Raw genomic sequence first — 15993 nt, forward strand, 5'->3', positions numbered from 1 at the left:
GCCGCAGGCTGCGATCTTTTGATCTTCAACCCACACGCCGCCAGACACTGGCCAACCAAGGCTGCTGCTCGCGCGGTAGCCCTGCCGGCCGGAAGTAATGCTCGAGTTCGACAAACCCCGCTGCCGTCAGCAACCCGCGCCACGCCTCAAGATCGTGATACGAGCCATAACGCGGCCCGTTCCAGCCTTCACGGTTATCTCCGCGTGGGTTGGAGCTGAACAACACGCCTCCCGTTTTCAACGCCGCATGCAATTGCTTGAGTACGCGCGGCAACTCCTGCAGCGGCACGTGAAACAGCACCGCATTGGCAAAGATCCCGTCAAAGCGTTCAGCCGGCAGATCGAGCTTCAGAAAGTCCTGCTGCAACACTTCGCACCCGCTGTCCTCACGGGCCATCCGCGCGAATTCCTGCGAACCGTCGAGGCCGACGGCAACATGCCCCATGCGGGTAAACGTCTGCAAATCCCGCCCCGGCCCACAGCCGAAATCCAGAATCGTGAAGGGCGCTGAACCCTGGATATGCCGCAACAACGCATCGATGTTCTGGCTGACATCGTGATCGCGGGTGCCTTCGCGAAAGTCTTCGGCCACCGAGTTGTAATGGCCGAGGGTGGTCGCGGTGATCTGGTCGAGATCGCTTGGAGTCTGCTTCATGGTCGACTGCGGTTCAGGGAGAGATTCTCCGACTATAAGCGAAAAAATCGCAGCCTGCGGCAGCTCCTACAGGGAAACGCATTCCAATGTAGGAGCTGCCGCAGGCTGCGATCTTTTGATCTTGCTTCAGCGTTTGTTCAACCCCCGCGCCAACCGGTCCCCACCCAACTGAATCACCGCCACCAACGCCACCAGCAACGCAATCACGGTCAACATGATCTGGCTGTCAAAGCGTTGATAGCCGTAGCGATAAGCGATATCCCCTAAACCGCCAGCACCAATCGCGCCGGCCATCGCCGATGAATTGATCATCGTCACCAGCGTAATGGTGAAACCACCGACAATCCCCGGCAGGGCTTCCGGCAACAGCACGTGCCAGACGATGTGCCAACGCCGGCAGCCCATCGCTTGTGCAGCTTCGACCAAACCATGATCGACCTCGCGCAGACTTACCTCGGCGATCCGCGCGAAGAACGGCGTGGCAGCGATCGTCAACGGCACAACCGCTGCCCAGACGCCATACGTGGTGCCGACAATCAAACGGGTGAACGGGATCAGCGCGACCATCAGGATCAGAAACGGGATCGAACGGAACAGATTGACGAACGCGCCCAAGGCACGATTCAACACTGGCGCTTCGTAGATGCCGCCCTTGTCGCTGGTGACCAGAATGACCGCCATGGGAATGCCCACCAAAAGCGCGATCAGCGATGACACACCAACCATCAGGAACGTGTCGATAAACCCCTGCCACAAGCGATCAAGCCACATAGCCCAACACCTCCACTCGTTGCGCCCATGGCGCGGCGCGTTCGCGCAGTTGGTCGGCGTCGAACACCGAGCCACGCACGGCCAATATCAATTGCCCCAGCGCATGCCCCTGAATCCGTTCGACGCCGCCCTGAAGCAACTGCACCCGGCCACCGAGCCCGGCGAAGAGTGCGGCCAGATCCGGCTCGTCACGGGCGCTGCCAGTAAACTGCAGACGCAACACCAGCGCGGCCTCGGAGGAGGGCGCCTGTGGCTGCAAACGACGTTGCAACTCGTCCGGCAGCGCGTGTTGCAGCGGCGCGAGCAAGGTTTGGCTGACCTCATGGCGCGGATTGCCGAACACCTCCCACACCGGGCCTTGCTCAACGATGCGCCCGTGTTCAAGCACCACGACGCGGTCGCAGATTTCGCGAATCACCGCCATCTCGTGGGTGATCAGCACGATGGTCAGCCCCAGGCGTTTGTTGATCTCGCGCAACAGGCCGAGGATCGATTGGGTCGTCTCCGGATCCAGCGCCGAAGTGGCTTCGTCGCACAACAAGATGTCGGGGTCGTGCACCAGCGCGCGAGCGATGCCGACGCGTTGTTTCTGCCCACCGGAAAGCTGTGCCGGATACGCATTGTGCTTGCTTTGCAGGCCGACCAGCTCCAGCAATTCGCGCACTTTTTGCTCGCGCTGCTCTTTCGGCACGCCAGCCACTTTCAGCGGCAGTTCAACGTTCTGCCAGACGGTCTTGGCCGACATCAGATTGAAGTGCTGAAAGATCATGCCGATGCGCCGCCGCAGTGCGACAAGGCGGTCTTCATCGAACCCGCCGATGTACACTTGATCGATCAGCACCCGGCCCGTCGTCGGTTGCTCCAGACGATTGATCGTACGGATCAGCGACGATTTGCCGGCGCCGCTGCGGCCGATAATGCCGAACACCTCGCCACGCTGAATCGCCAGATCGATGCCCTGTAACGCCGCGACCGGGCCCTGTCGGCCCTGGTAGGTTTTGCCCAGGCCGATGAAGCGTATGTGCGCGCGGTTGAGCTCAGGATGCAGTTCGGTTTGTTCAGCAGCGTGTGGCTCTGGAGTCTCCAGTCGCCGTTGGATCGCGGCCGTCATGTTCAGCTTTCCCAACCGGCCTGATACAGCTTGCCGTGAGACTTGTCCAACGCCGCGCGAACGGCGGGAGAATGCTGGTAAATGTCGACGAACTTGATCAGGCGTGGGTCAGTCTTGCTCTTCGGCTGGATAACGAACTGGATTACGTATTCCTTGTGATCGAGCCCGTCGAACAGCAGCGCCGAGCCGGCATCGAAGGTCTTCGCCAGGCGAATGTACGCCGGGTAACCCTGGACCAGATCGGCGTCGTCATAGGCGCGCACCAGTTGCACGGCTTCGACTTGCAGGATCTTGATCTTCTTCGGGTTGGTGACAATGTCGTCTTCGGTCGCCTTATAGCCGACGCCCGGCTTAAGGGTGATCAGCCCCGCTTTGGCGAGCAGTTGCAGACCGCGTCCGCTGTTGATCGGATCGTTGGCGATCGCGACGCTGGCGCCTTCAGGCAGGTCATCGAAGCTTTTGTATTTTTTCGAATAGAGACCGACGTTGTTGATGATGCCCGGGGCAAAAGGCACCAGATCAAAACCGGACGCGGCTTTGGCGTTTTCCAGGAACGGGATGTGCTGGAAATAGTTCACGTCGATGTCGCCGGCGGCGAGGCTGACGTTGGGTGCGATCCAGTCGGTGAATTCCACCAGTTCGACTTTGAGTCCCTGTTTGGAGGCCTCTTCAACGGCTGCTTCCAAGGGGATGGCGAAGGCGGCGGTGGTGCCGATTTTCAGCGGCGCATCAGCGGCGAATACCGTTGCGCTGAACAGGCCGAGGGCCAGGGCCAGTGCTTTGACTGGGTGGGACAGGATTTTTTTGGTCATGGTGGTTTTTCCAGTCAGTGCATGAAGTTGCGGTGTATTGAATGGCCACATCGCTGGCAAGCCAGCTCCCACAGGTTTCGTGAACGCCACAGACCCTTGTGGGAGCTGGCTTGCCAGCGATGCTTTTAGCGTCGGTACGAAGATCCGGTGTGTTGTTCAGGCAACTGCGCCTCACCGTGAAACAGCTTCTCGCGCAAGCTGCCGTCGTCGTACGCGGTCTTGTACGAGCCGCGCCGCTGCAATTCGGGAATCACCAGTTCGATGAAATCCACGTAGCTCTCCGGCGTGACAATCCGGGTCAGGTTGAAGCCGTCCAGACCGGTTTCGGCAATCCACGATTCCAGCTCATCGGCCACCTGCTCGGGCGAACCGACCACCGTGATGTAGCGACCGCCGAGGGCGTGCTGATCGAGCAATTTGCGCCGGGTCCAGTCGTTGTTCTGCAGATTTCTGGTGGCCGACTGGATGGCGTTGCTCTTCACGTACTGAATCGGTTCGTCGATTTCGTACCGGGAAAAGTCGATGCCGGTAGACGCGGAAAAATGCGCCACGCCGGCCTCGGCACTGGCGTAGCTGAGGTACTCGGCATGCTTGGCCCACGCCGCTTCTTCAGTGATGCCGACGATGACGTTGAGGCCCATGAACACTTTGATGTCTTGAGGATTACGCCCGGCTGCAACAGCGCTGGCGCGGACCTTATCGACCTGTACTTTGGTCGAGGGTCTGTTCTGGCCGCTGATAAATACGCACTCAGCGTGACGGCCAGCGAAGAGCAAGCCTCGATCGGAACTGCCGGCCTGGAACAGCACAGGCGTGCGCTGCGGCGACGGTTCGCAGAGGTGATAACCCTCGACCTGATAGAACTCACCCTTGTGCTCGACCTTGTGCACTTTTGCCGGGTCGGCGTAGATGCGCCGCGCGCGGTCGTTGAGCACCGCGCCATTTTCCCAGCTGCCTTCCCAGAGTTTGTACAGCACCTGCAGGTACTCGTCGGCCTGATCGTAGCGCCGGTCATGTTCGACCTGTTCGCTGAGGCCCATGGCTTTTGCGGCGCTGTCGAGGTAGCCGGTGACGATGTTCCAGCCGATGCGACCACGGCTCAAATGATCGAGCGTCGACATGCGCCGGGCGAACAGATACGGCGGCTCGTAGGTGAGATTGGCAGTGAGGCCGAAACCCAGATTTTTCGTCACCGCAGCCATCGCCGACACCAGCAACAGCGGATCGTTGACTGGCAACTGGATCGATTCCTTCAGCGGCACATCGACCGAGTTCTGATAAACGTCGTAGACGCCGACGATGTCAGCGATGAACAGTCCGTCGAACAGTCCGCGCTCAAGCAATTGCGCCAGTTCAGTCCAGTATTCAATGGTGTTGTAGCGCGTGGAAGTATCACGCGGGTGCGTCCACAAACCGTGATTGATGTGGCCGATGCAGTTCATGTTGAACGCGTTGAGCAGGATCTTCTTTTTTGCAGCGCTCATCAGATCGTCCCTCGTAACGGCGGGTTTTCGTCGTTGAGGTAGTAATTGCCCACCGCGTGATACTTCCAGCGCACCGGGTCGTGCAGGGTGTGCACGCGGGCGTTGCGCCAGTGGCGGTCGAGACCGTGTTCGATCAAGGTGGCTTGGCTGCCGGCCAGTTCGAATAATGTGCTGCCGGCGGCGAGGGAAATTTCCGTGCTGATCGCCCGCGCTTCGGCCACTGCAATCGACGCAGCGGCGACGGTTTCGGCGTTGGTCTCGGCTTGCGCCGCATCGAGAAATTCGCCGGCGCGTTCCAGCAGAGCTTCGGTGGCGTGCAGGCGAATGCTCAAGTGGCCGAAGCTTTTCAGCGTCAGTGGATCGTCGGTGGCTTTGTCATTGCCCGAATCGATCCACGGGCGGGTTTTGCTGCGCACAAAGTGCAGGGCGTCTTCATAAGCGGCGCGGGCAATGCCGGTATCGATGGCCGCGTGAAGAATCTGCGCCAGCGGACCGACGGTGGTCGGGCGTTCGAAAGCGCTTTGAAACGGCAGCACATCTTCAGCCGCCACATAGACATCTTCGAACACCACTGAGCCGCTGCCGGTGGTGCGCTGGCCAAAGCCGCTCCAGTCGTCGATTACGGTCAGGCCCTTGCTCTGGCGCGGGACGAAGGCCAGTTGCTGCACACCATTTTCATCGATCACCGACGTCGGAATGCGCTGCGCGTAAATCGCGCCGGTCGCATAGAATTTGCGCCCGTTGATGCGATAGCCATCGCCGTCGCGTGTGAGGCGGGTGACCCGGTCGTGTGCGGTCTTGGTGCCCAGTTCCGCCAAGGCATTACCGAAGCGTTGGCCGGCAAGGACTTCGGCATACAGTCGTTGTTTTTGTTGATCGCTGCCGTTCACCCGCAGCACTTCGAGTGCGTAGAAATGGTTCTGTGGAATCTGCCCGAGGGAACCGTCAGCCTGCGCGATCAGCGCGATGACTTTCGCCAGGGTCACGTTGGAAACGCCGGCGCCGCCGAATGCCTTCGGCACGGTGATGCCCCACAGGCCGGAGCGGGAAAATACCTCCAGCTCCGGCAGCGGCAGACGCCGCTCGCGGTCGCGCAGCGCGCTGTCGCGTTTGAAATCTTCGGCCAGGTCGCTGGCGACGATCAGGGCTTGCTCATCGCTGGTGATGACCGCGACGTGATGGGAAAGCGTCATGTTTTTCTCCACTGCTCTTGAGAAAGTGTGCGGTCGTCAGATCCAGGAATGGCGCGCCGGTAAAGTACCGTTGAGGCGATAGGCGCCGACTGCGTGATACTTCCAGCGCACCGGGTCATGCAGGGTGTGCACGCGGGCATTGCGCCAGTGGCGGTCGAGGTTGAATTCGGCGAGGGTGGCGCGACTGCCGGCCAGTTCGAACAGCTTCTCGCTGGCCTGCAACGAGATCTCGGTGGTCAGCACTTTCGCCTCGGCCACGGCAATCGACGCGCGGGCGGCGGATTCGGCAGTCAGCGGCGCGGCGTGCACCTGATCGAGCACTTGTCCGGCCTTGCGCAACAGCGCTTCGGCGGCGTGCAACTCGATCTTCAGTTTGCCGATGTCGGCGATCACATAGAGGTCATCACTGGCGCGTTCGACTTTGGCATCGATCCATGGTCGCGCGCGGGTTTTGACGAACTCGATGGCGTCATCGATCGCGCCGCGTGCGATCCCGGCGTCGATCGCCGCTTGGATCAGCTGCGACACCGCGCCTTGGGTGTTCGGGCTTTCATTGATCTTCCAGTTGTCGACCACCAACGCCGCTTCGACGCGCACGTTCTTGAGCAGAATCGTGCCGCTGGCCGTGGTGCGCTGACCGAAGCCCGACCAGTCGTCAACGATGCGCAAACCCGGTGTGCCGCGACGGACGAAGGCCAGCACTTGCTTGCCGTCATCGTTAAGCGCTTTCACCGCGACCCAATGTGCGAACAAGGCGCCAGTTGAGTAGAACTTCTGGCCGTTGATCACGTAATCATCGCCGTCGGCAGTGATCCGCGCTTTCAGTTCCAGAGTGTTATTGGTGCCGCGTTCCGGGCCGGCATTGCCGATGCGCCAGCCTTCAAGAACACTTTGGAACAGCTGCTTTTTCTGCTCTTGGTTGGCGCAGCCAAGCACCAGATGGATGATGCCGAACTGGTTCTGCGGAATCTGCCCGAGCGCCGGGTCGGCGGCGGAAACAATGGAGAAGACTTCGGCCAGCGTCACGAACGACACCTGCGGGCCACCGTATTCGCGGGGGATGGCAATGCTACCCAAACCACTGCGGGTGAACTGCTCGATTTCCGACCATGGCAACTTGCGCTGACGGTCGCGTTTGGCCGCCTGTACACGGGCGGTTTGCGCCAGCTCATGGGCAGCCTTGATGGCTTGGGCGTCGTTGCGCAAAACCTGCGCCGGCAGTAACAACGGGGCGATGTCCAGATCAGACTGGACGTGTGCATCGGCCAGACTGGACATCAGCGCCACTCCCTGGCTGCACGCAATGCCCTGGCGATCTGCACTGGGGTGATTGTGTTCCGGACCATACCTACCTCACATCTCATGAATAACACCGCAAGAGTGCGGCGAACGAAAGAATGTCCGGTGGTCCGGTGCATATACCCTAAGCGTGTATAAATATTAAATAAACTAACTTATAGGAATATGCATAGAAGGGGTGATGGTCGGGTTGGTTAACGGATTTTTCTGGGTTATGAGATCTGTGGCGAGGGGATTTATCCCCGATTGGTGCGCAGCGGCCCCGCTTTCAGGATCGAAAGCAGGGGCCTGCTGCGCAGTCCATCGGGGATAAATCCCCTCGCCACAACGAATTGGATCAAGGCTTGCGGGACTCAGCAGCCTTCAGTTCCGACCTCAGCGGTGGCTTCAGGTAGGGATTTACACAGCCGATCTTCAATATGCGTGGTGGCGCCCAGCTCGAATTGTTGCCGACGCGGTCGATGACGCAGTAAGTCACATCCAGGCGCAGATCCTCGCCGGCTTCGACAATCACCGCCGGCGGCACCCAAACCTGAATCGGCAACCCGACATCTGCTGCGGTGATCGTAGCCAGATCCATTCGTACATCACCCCAGCGCAGCGTGATTTCATCACCTTCGGCCATGTTCAGATAAGGCTCGATGGTCAGCGGTATGCCGCGTTTGATCTGATTGGCATTCACGCCCTGACGGCGGATGGTGTCGGGCAGCGTCACCGGGGCCAGTTGCTGGTTTTCGTCGGCGCATAGCGCTGCAGGCTGACCGCCGGGGCAATCGAGCTTCACCTGCACCGGTGTCGCCGGCGACAGCGCGGGATCCTGACCGATCTGCATCACCCGGTAATGAATGCGCGCCGAACCGCTGGCCACGAAACTCTCCGGAACCCGCAGGCTGACTGGCGCGTCGACATCTTCAACGGTCAGTAGACGAGAGGCGACATAACAGTTGTTCCAGAACAACTCGATCAGGTCGCCGGCGTCCATGCCGGGATAGGGCTGCACATCGACCACAAGGTGCGCGGCCGCTGTCAGATTGATACCGGTTTTTTGTGCGAGCGCCAGAGTCGGCGCTGCCAGTTCGAGGGTATGCGAAGTGCGGGTCATCGATTTCTCTCCTTGAAGCGTAGCAACGAAGTCCGTTTCTGAATAAACCAAAAGGCGTGAATTAACAGGCAATACAACTGGCTGATCTTGTTGCGACAAAATGCTGGATGAATGAACTAACTTGAAGCGCTTGGCGCCTAGATAAGAGCGTGCGGGAAGTGGAGTCAATAGATGGATTTAGTTAATCCATGAATTACGGGTTAATCAGAAGCTTCCTACATTGCTCAGGGCTTCTGCCTAGGCTGGAAGTGGAATAGGGCTACGGTTTGAGGGTGTTTTCGCCGTCTGCAAGACACTTGATTTTCAACTCTGCCCCAGAGTTCCAGGCGGATTTCTAACGGGTTGTACTGTTGCGGGAAATATATGCGTGGCGAATTTTATATCTTTGCAGGGCGGTTGTTGCAGAGGAGGTGTTAAACCTGGAGAAGCGCAACTTCCATCCATGGAAGTTGGCGATGGTGCGTTGAAAGTTCTCAGGCGTGATTCAGAAACTTGCTGAGAAACTGCTTGGTGCGTTCTTCTTTTGGATTGGCAAACAACGCCTTCGCTTCACCTTGTTCGACGATCACGCCCTTGTCGAAAAACACCACACGGTTGGCCACGTCGCGAGCAAAACCCATCTCGTGGGTGACGATCACCATGGTGCGTTTCTCTTCGGCAAGACCGCGAATGGTGGCCAGCACTTCACCCACCAGTTCCGGGTCGAGCGCCGAGGTTGGCTCGTCGAACAGGATCACTTCCGGCTCCATCGCCAGCGCACGGGCAATCGCCACGCGCTGTTGCTGGCCACCGGACAGACGACGCGGATAAGCGTCCTCCTTGCCCGCCAGGCCGACTTTGGCCATGAGCTTCTTGCCCAGGGCAATGGCGGCCTCGCGCGGCATCTTCTTGACCACGATCGGGCCTTCGATGACGTTTTCCAGCGCAGTGCGATGGGGGAACAGGTTGAAGTTCTGGAACACGAAGCCAACATGCTGGCGCAGGTTGCGCACCAACGCTTGCTGCTGGTTCAGCGGGCGGCTGGTATCGATCTCGATATCGCCGACCTTGATCCGGCCGCTGGTGGGTTGTTCAAGGAAATTCAGGCAACGCAGGAACGTCGTTTTCCCCGAGCCACTTGGGCCGATGATCGCGACGACTTCGCCTTCCTTCACCTCCAGATCAATGCCGTTGAGCACGACCTGATTCTTGAATTGCTTGGTCAGTTTTTCCACGACAATCATCGTGTCAGGACTCCTGATCGTGTCGATTGACCCGCTCTTCCAACTTGTTCTGCAAGTGCGAAAGCACCGTGGCGAGAATCCAGTAGATCAGTGCGGCGGCGAGATACATGGTGAAGACTTCGAAAGTCCGCGCGGTAATCAACTGCGCCTGACGGAACAGTTCGGGCACCTGAATGGTGGCAGCCAGTGCGGTGTCCTTGACCAGCGAAATGAAGCTGTTGCCCAGTGGCGGCAGCGCTGTGCGCATGGCTTGCGGCAGGATGGCCCGACGCAATGTTTGCGCCCGGGTCATGCCAATACTCGCCGCTGCTTCCCACTGGCCACGCTCGATCGAACCGATCGCGGCGCGAAGGATTTCACAAGCGTAGGCGGCCATGTTCAGCGAGAAGCCGATCAGCGCCGCTGGCAGCGGATCCAGTTCCATGCCCAGTTGTGGCAAGCCGTAATAAATCACGAACAATTGCACCAGCAACGGCGTGCCGCGAAAGAACGATACGTAGATGCGCGCCAGCCAGCTCACTGATTTGAAGCGCGACAGGCGCATCAGCGCCAGGCCGAAGCCGAGCAGCAAGCCGAAAAACATCCCGCCGAGGCTGAGGACTACCGTGTAGTACGCGCCCTTCAACAGGAAGGGCGCGGAGTCCAGTGCGAGTTGGAAAGCTTCTTCCATTATTTGGTGACGTCAGCGTTAAAGTATTTCTTCGACAGCTTCTCGAGAGTGCCGTCGGCACGCAGTTCTTCGAGCGCCTTGTTCACCGCAGCCAGCAGTTCAGGCTCGCCTTTGCGCAGGGCGATACCGGATTCCTGACGGGAGAAGGCTTCACCGGCAGCGACGGTTTTCGGCGCTTTCTTGGCGTATTCCAGAGCAGCCAGACGGTCGATCAGGATCGCGTCGGTACGACCGTTGTTCAAATCGGCGAACTTGGTCGGATCATCGTCGTAAGTGCGCACGTCAGCACCCGGCACGTTGGCGCGAACCCATTGTTCATAGTTGGTGCCCAGGCCGACACCGACTTTTTTGCCGGACAGGTCAGCGGCGGTCTTGATGTTCAGGGCCGACTCTTTGCTTTTCAGCACGAGGGCCTGAATGCCGGAGACGGTGTACGGTTCGGAGAAGTCATATTTTTTCTTGCGCTCGTCGGAGATGGTCACTTGGTTGACCACCAGATCCAGGCGCTTGGATTCCAGTGCCGCGAGAATGCCGTCCCACTTGGTTGGCTGAATCTTGGCTTTGACGCCGAGTTTCTGCGCCAGCGCTTCAGACAGCTCGACTTCGAAACCGGACAGCTTGCCGTTCTCGTCGACGAAGCTGAACGGTGGATAAGTGCCTTCCAGGCCGACGTTGAGAACGCCCTTGTCCTTGATCTGTTGCAACTGCTCACCGGCCACTGCCTGACCGATCAAGCCGGCGCTCAGTGCAAGACCCAGCGAACCGACCAGCAGAGTGCGACGTAGTGCGGAAAAATTCATGACAAGCCCCTGTGTTTTCTTATGGAAGACGCTTAAGGAATGTAGGCAAATGGGTGATTTGGACGACAGCGCTATCCTGCCTTAAAGCAGCTTATGCGTCTCGCCCGAAATTCGCCTGCGGCGAGACTATAAGATGCCTGTTTTAGACTTGAAAATACCTAATGCGGAAACTTTTATTCATTTAAGGAATATGCGCGTCTTCTTAAAGATCGCAGCCTGCGGCAGCTCCTACAGGTGATCCCATGTAGGAGCTGCCGAAGGCTGCGATCTTTTGATCTGCTCTTACAAAAAATCCTTGTAGGCAAACAACGCCGGCGCGCCACCGGTGTGCAGGAAAATGATCGGACCCTCGTCGAAGCTCTGCCGGCCAATCCCGTCGAGCAGACCGGCCATGGCCTTGCCGGTATAGACCGGGTCAAGCAGCAGACCCTCCTGACCCGCCAACAGTTTCACCGCCGCCAAAGTGCCGGCATTCGGCTCGCCGTAACGCGGGCCGAAATATTCGTCCCACAGCTCGACCTTGAAGCTGCTCGGCAAGTCGACGCCCAGCAGCTCAGCGGTGCGTTCGGCCAAACCCTGGACCTTCGGCCGCTGATCTTCTTCGCTGCGCGAAACCGTCACGCCAATTACCGGCAGTTGCGGCAGCGCCTCACTCAGCGCCAGCCCCAGACCACTGTGAGTCCCGGCACTGCCCGACGCCAGCACGACTGCGGCGAAATCGAGGCCACTGTCGTTGATCTGCTCAGCCAGCTCCAACCCGGCGCGCACATAACCCAAAGCACCGAGCGCATTGGAGCCGCCAATCGGCACCAGATACGGCTTCTTGCCGTTGCTGCGCAGGCGTACGGCGAGGGCGGCCAATTGTTCGTCGGCATTGTCGAGGTTATCGACCAGTTCGACCTTGGTGTCGAACAGATCCAGCAGCAAGCGGTTGCCATTGCCGGTGTAATTGCTGTCGTCGGTGCCCAGCGGGTTTTCCAGCAGCGCCACACAGCCCAGGCCAAGTTTCGCGGCCAGCGCAGCGGTCTGGCGAACGTGGTTCGATTGCAGCGCACCGGCCGTGATCAGCGTGTCAGCACCTTGCGCGAGCGCGTCGGCGGCGAGGTATTCGAGTTTGCGCAGCTTGTTGCCGCCCATCGCCAGCGGCGTCAGGTCATCGCGCTTGATGTACATCTCGCGACCGAGCCACGTGGACAGGCGTTCGAGTTTTTCCAGCGGCGTGGGTCGGCTCAGCAGTTCGAGACGGGGAAAGCGTTGCAGCTGTTGTTTGATCATGAGTCCGTACTGGCGCAGAAGAATGAAAGGACTATAGGCACGCGCTTTTGCCCGGGCAACCGCGAATCGCTTATAGCCAAATGGACTGAGCCCAGCACTATCGGTTCTTAATTCGCCTGCCGATGCGTGCCGTAAAGTAGTCGCCGTTGACGCGGCCAGACAGTCCGGCCGCCCGTGAGGAGTCTTTACCGTGAGCGAGCGTTCCAGTCATTGGCAATTGCAGACCATCGTCAGTCAACTGCGCAGCGCGCGGGATCAATGGCGGGCACAAAACGGCCGGGCGTCCGGTGAGCAGGGTGGTCGCGAATTGCCGTCGCGGGCGGCGATGGCGGAGATTCTTGAAGCGCTGTGCGGCGCATTGTTTCCGATGCGCTTGGGGCCGGTGGATCTGCGTGAAGAAAGCGAGGATTTTTATGTCGGCCACACCCTTGATGTGGCGCTGAATGCCTTGTTGGCGCAGACCCGTCTGGAGCTGCGTTACGTCGCCCGTCACAACGCGCAGGCCGATACCGAAGTCGAGGCCCGTGCGATCCAGATCGTCCAGGATTTCGCCTTGGCCTTGCCGGGGTTGCGCACGTTGCTCGACACCGATGTGCTGGCGGCGTACCACGGCGATCCGGCGGCGCGCAGTGTTGACGAAGTGCTGTTGTGCTATCCGGGGATTCTGGCGGTAATTCACCATCGACTTGCCCATCATTTGTATCGCGCGGGCTTGCCGTTGTTGGCGCGCATCAGCGCGGAAATCGCCCACTCGGCAACGGGCATCGATATCCACCCGGGGGCGCAGATCGGCCGCAGCTTCTTTATCGATCACGGCACAGGCGTGGTGATCGGTGAGACCGCGATCATTGGCGAGCGCGTGCGGATTTATCAGGCGGTGACCCTGGGCGCCAAGCGTTTCCCGGCGGATGAAGACGGTCAGTTGCAGAAGGGCCATCCGCGCCATCCGATCGTTGAAGATGACGTGGTGATTTATGCCGGGGCGACGATTCTCGGGCGGATCACTATCGGCAAGGGCTCAACAATTGGCGGCAACGTGTGGCTGACGCGTAGCGTGCCAGCGGGGGCGAATCTGACCCAGGCGAACCTGCAGCATGATGACGGGACGCAAAAATAGCCTGCAACGATGCGACCTGTAGGAGCTGACGAGTGAAACGAGGCTGCGATCTTTTGATTTTTGCTTTTAAACATCTGGATCAAAAGATCGCAGCCTTCGGCAGCTCCTACAGGGGTTAGCCATGAGTTTTCTTACCGTTGAACGAATTCCCTGAAACACGCGTCATACCCCTCCTTGGGCGACCCTGGGAAACCTACCGCCCAGCCCTGCGATTAGTCCTTAGCGCCCTATTCATGTTTAACTTGAACGTTCATTCAAATTAAACCGGTGGTTCGCTGCCCGCTCACAACAGGAGGCTTGCCTTTGCTGAGTCCGATCATTTCAGCCATGTTTCAAACCCTTGAGGTGCACGTTTCATGAGTGCCTCGTCTACCCCCGCCAGCGGTCTGGTGCGCATGAATCCGCCGGTGTTCTATTTCGCCGCGACGGTCATTCTGCTGTTTGGTCTTGTGGTCATTGCCATGCCTGAACAGGCTGGCGCCTGGTTGCTGGAAGCGCAGAACTGGGCGGCCAATACGGTCGGCTGGTATTACATGCTAGCGATGACCCTGTATCTGGTCTTCGTGGTGGTCACCGCCTTATCCGGCTACGGCAAGATAAAACTCGGTGCCGACCACGACGAGCCCGAATTCAGTTACCTGTCGTGGGCCGGCATGCTGTTCGCCGCGGGGATCAGCATCACGCTGTTCTTCTTTTGCGTCTCCGAACCGCTGACCCACATGCTGCAGCCGCCGCAAGGCGAAGCCGGCACCGCCGACGCCGCGCGGCAAGCGATGCAGATTCTGTTTCTGCACTGGGGCCTGCATGGCTGGGGCGTGTTCGCCTTCGTCGGCATGGCGCTGGCCTACTTTGCCTATCGGCACAACCTGCCACTGGCCCTGCGTTCGGCGCTGTATCCGCTGATCGGCAAACGCATCAACGGCCCGATCGGTTACGCGGTGGACGGCTTCGGCATCATCGCCACGGTGTTCGGTCTGGGTGCCGACATGGGCTTCGGCGTGCTGCACCTCAATTCCGGTCTCGACTACTTGTTCGGCATCGCGCACACCCAGTGGATTCAGGTGGGTCTGATCACGCTGATGATGGGGGCGGCGATCATCGTTGCCGTGTCCGGCGTCGATAAAGGCGTGCGGGTGATGTCCGACATCAACATGCTGCTGGCCTGCGCGCTGCTGCTGTTCGTGCTATTCGCCGGGCCGACCCAGCACCTGCTCAACACCTTGATCCAGAACATCGGTGACTATCTCGGCGCCTTGCCTATGAAGAGTTTCGATCTTTACGCCTACGACAAACCGAGCGACTGGCTGGGTGGCTGGACAGTGTTTTACTGGGCCTGGTGGATTGCCTGGTCGCCGTTCGTGGGCCTGTTCATCGCGCGGATTTCCCGCGGCCGCACCATCCGCGAATTCGTCTTCGGCGTGCTGTTGATCCCGCTCGGTTTCACCCTGGCGTGGATGTCGATCTTCGGCAACAGCGCGTTGGATCAAGTGCTCAATCACGGCATGAGCGCGCTCGGCATGTCGGCTATCGACAACCCGTCGATGAGCATTTACCTGCTGCTGGAAACCTATCCATGGAGCAAAACCGTTATTGCGGTGACGGTGTTCATCAGCTTCGTATTCTTCGTGACGTCTGCCGACTCCGGCACCGTGGTGCTCTCGACGCTCTCAGCGAAGGGCGGCAACCCGGACGAAGACGGGCCGAAATGGCTGCGGGTGTTCTGGGGCGCGATGACTGCGCTGATCACCAGTGCGCTGCTGTTCTCGGGCAGTATCGATGCGCTGAAGTCAGCGGTGGTGCTGACGTCATTGCCGTTCTCGCTGATCCTGCTGCTGATGATGTGGGGCCTGCACAAAGCCTTCTATCTGGAGTCACAGAAGCAGATCGCGCAGTTGCATTCGCTGGCGCCGGTCTCCGGTTCGCGGCGTGGCACCGGCGGGTGGCGACAGCGTCTGAGTCAGGCTGTGCACTTCCCTTCGCGCGACGAGGTGTACCGCTTCATGGACACCACGGTGCGCCCGGCGATCGAAGAAGTGACTGCCGTGTTCGTCGAAAAAGGTCTGCACGTTGTCACCCAGCCCGATCCGGCGCATGACAACGTCAGCCTGGAAATCGGTCATGGTGAACAGCATCCATTCATCTATCAGGTGCAGATGCGCGGCTATTTCACGCCATCCTTCGCGCGCGGCGGCATGGGTTCCAAGCAACTCAACAATCGTCGTTACTACCGCGCCGAAGTGCACTTGAGCGAGGGCAGTCAGGACTACGATCTGGTCGGTTACACCAAAGAGCAGATCATCAACGACACCCTCGACCAGTACGAACGGCACATGCAGTTCCTGCATCTGGTCCGTTGATCGACGGCTGAGCGCCGGGTTTGTTCAGGACTCGGCGCTCAGTGCGAGCGCACGCCGGTTCTGGCAGTTTTGTGAAACGTTTCAGCTCTTGATCGAGTCTTTATCTGTCAGCGCAGTCGTCGGC

General features: G+C 59.4%; 14 protein-coding genes. 2 read left to right on the forward strand and 12 right to left on the reverse strand.

All coding sequences use genetic code 11. The features are described 5' to 3' along the window. Nucleotides 1–25: 25 nt before the first annotated feature. The 12 genes from EL257_RS01100 to EL257_RS01155 form a co-directional block, all read right to left on the reverse strand. Nucleotides 26–655 carry a class I SAM-dependent methyltransferase gene (locus tag EL257_RS01100; RefSeq protein ID WP_126359054.1) on the reverse strand — a complete coding sequence of 210 codons (630 nt, stop codon included), beginning with the start codon at nt 653–655 and terminating at the stop codon, nt 26–28. Nucleotides 656–781: 126 nt separating this feature from the next. Then, a complete protein-coding gene (locus EL257_RS01105; protein WP_126359056.1) occupies nt 782–1426 on the reverse strand; it encodes a methionine ABC transporter permease in 645 nt (214 codons plus the stop codon). Continuing rightward, nucleotides 1416–2537: a methionine ABC transporter ATP-binding protein gene (locus tag EL257_RS01110; protein ID WP_126359058.1), complete on the reverse strand. Its 1122-nt coding sequence runs from the start codon at nt 2535–2537 to the stop codon at nt 1416–1418. Before EL257_RS01110 ends, EL257_RS01105 begins: the two co-directional genes overlap by 11 nt. Before the next feature lie 2 nt (nt 2538–2539). Continuing rightward, nucleotides 2540–3349: a MetQ/NlpA family ABC transporter substrate-binding protein gene (locus tag EL257_RS01115; RefSeq protein WP_126359061.1), complete on the reverse strand. Its 810-nt coding sequence runs from the start codon at nt 3347–3349 to the stop codon at nt 2540–2542. A 125-nt stretch (nt 3350–3474) separates the two neighbouring features. Next, a complete protein-coding gene (locus EL257_RS01120; RefSeq protein WP_126359063.1) occupies nt 3475–4833 on the reverse strand; it encodes an LLM class flavin-dependent oxidoreductase in 1359 nt (452 codons plus the stop codon). Then, nucleotides 4833–6026, reverse strand: coding sequence for an SfnB family sulfur acquisition oxidoreductase (locus tag EL257_RS01125; protein ID WP_126359065.1), 1194 nt, complete (start codon nt 6024–6026; stop codon nt 4833–4835). The genes EL257_RS01120 and EL257_RS01125 overlap by 1 nt, the downstream gene beginning before the upstream one ends. A gap of 36 nt (nt 6027–6062) precedes the next feature. Beyond that, a complete protein-coding gene (locus EL257_RS01130; protein ID WP_126359067.1) occupies nt 6063–7304 on the reverse strand; it encodes an SfnB family sulfur acquisition oxidoreductase in 1242 nt (413 codons plus the stop codon). 358 nt (nt 7305–7662) lie between these two features. Then, the gene (locus EL257_RS01135; RefSeq protein WP_126359069.1) at nt 7663–8427 is read right to left on the reverse strand and encodes a hypothetical protein; all 765 of its coding nucleotides are present in this window, start codon (nt 8425–8427) and stop codon (nt 7663–7665) included. A gap of 473 nt (nt 8428–8900) precedes the next feature. Then, entirely contained in the window at nt 8901–9650 is a 750-nt protein-coding gene (gene tcyN / locus EL257_RS01140) for an L-cystine ABC transporter ATP-binding protein TcyN (RefSeq protein ID WP_126359071.1), read from the reverse strand. A gap of 4 nt (nt 9651–9654) precedes the next feature. Beyond that, a complete protein-coding gene (gene tcyL, locus EL257_RS01145) occupies nt 9655–10320 on the reverse strand; it encodes a cystine ABC transporter permease (protein ID WP_016772200.1) in 666 nt (221 codons plus the stop codon). Then, nucleotides 10320–11120, reverse strand: a complete 801-nt coding sequence (gene tcyJ / locus EL257_RS01150; protein ID WP_126359074.1) for a cystine ABC transporter substrate-binding protein — start codon at nt 11118–11120, stop codon at nt 10320–10322. The genes tcyL and tcyJ overlap by 1 nt, the downstream gene beginning before the upstream one ends. A gap of 282 nt (nt 11121–11402) precedes the next feature. Then, nucleotides 11403–12395, reverse strand: a complete 993-nt coding sequence (locus EL257_RS01155) for a D-cysteine desulfhydrase (protein WP_126359076.1) — start codon at nt 12393–12395, stop codon at nt 11403–11405. Nucleotides 12396–12585: 190 nt separating this feature from the next. On the opposite strand from EL257_RS01155, the gene epsC reads away from it, so the two are divergent. Both epsC and betT read left to right on the forward strand, forming a co-directional pair. Next, nucleotides 12586–13512 (forward strand): serine O-acetyltransferase EpsC, encoded by a 927-nt coding sequence (gene epsC, locus EL257_RS01160; RefSeq protein ID WP_126359078.1) that lies wholly within the window; start codon nt 12586–12588, stop codon nt 13510–13512. A 395-nt stretch (nt 13513–13907) separates the two neighbouring features. After that, nucleotides 13908–15869, forward strand: coding sequence for a choline transporter BetT (gene betT, locus EL257_RS01165; protein WP_172604527.1), 1962 nt, complete (start codon nt 13908–13910; stop codon nt 15867–15869). Nucleotides 15870–15993: the final 124 nt, after the last annotated feature.

The organism is Pseudomonas fluorescens (assembly GCF_900636825.1).
In the GTDB taxonomy this organism is placed as follows: Bacteria; Pseudomonadota; Gammaproteobacteria; order Pseudomonadales; family Pseudomonadaceae; genus Aquipseudomonas; species Aquipseudomonas fluorescens_BG.

Coding starts and splice junctions, on each gene's coding strand:
- tcyJ (WP_126359074.1), bottom strand. CDS start 11,120: ATGAATTTTTCCGCACTACGTCGCACTCTGCTGGTCGGTTCGCTGGGT.
- EL257_RS01135 (WP_126359069.1), bottom strand. CDS start 8,427: ATGACCCGCACTTCGCATACCCTCGAACTGGCAGCGCCGACTCTGGCG.
- betT (WP_172604527.1), top strand. CDS start 13,908: ATGAATCCGCCGGTGTTCTATTTCGCCGCGACGGTCATTCTGCTGTTT.
- EL257_RS01125 (WP_126359065.1), bottom strand. CDS start 6,026: ATGACGCTTTCCCATCACGTCGCGGTCATCACCAGCGATGAGCAAGCC.
- EL257_RS01130 (WP_126359067.1), bottom strand. CDS start 7,304: ATGTCCAGTCTGGCCGATGCACACGTCCAGTCTGATCTGGACATCGCC.
- EL257_RS01155 (WP_126359076.1), bottom strand. CDS start 12,395: ATGATCAAACAACAGCTGCAACGCTTTCCCCGTCTCGAACTGCTGAGC.
- EL257_RS01110 (WP_126359058.1), bottom strand. CDS start 2,537: ATGACGGCCGCGATCCAACGGCGACTGGAGACTCCAGAGCCACACGCT.
- tcyL (WP_016772200.1), bottom strand. CDS start 10,320: ATGGAAGAAGCTTTCCAACTCGCACTGGACTCCGCGCCCTTCCTGTTG.
- EL257_RS01115 (WP_126359061.1), bottom strand. CDS start 3,349: ATGACCAAAAAAATCCTGTCCCACCCAGTCAAAGCACTGGCCCTGGCC.
- EL257_RS01100 (WP_126359054.1), bottom strand. CDS start 655: ATGAAGCAGACTCCAAGCGATCTCGACCAGATCACCGCGACCACCCTC.
- EL257_RS01120 (WP_126359063.1), bottom strand. CDS start 4,833: ATGAGCGCTGCAAAAAAGAAGATCCTGCTCAACGCGTTCAACATGAAC.
- EL257_RS01105 (WP_126359056.1), bottom strand. CDS start 1,426: ATGTGGCTTGATCGCTTGTGGCAGGGGTTTATCGACACGTTCCTGATG.
- tcyN (WP_126359071.1), bottom strand. CDS start 9,650: ATGATTGTCGTGGAAAAACTGACCAAGCAATTCAAGAATCAGGTCGTG.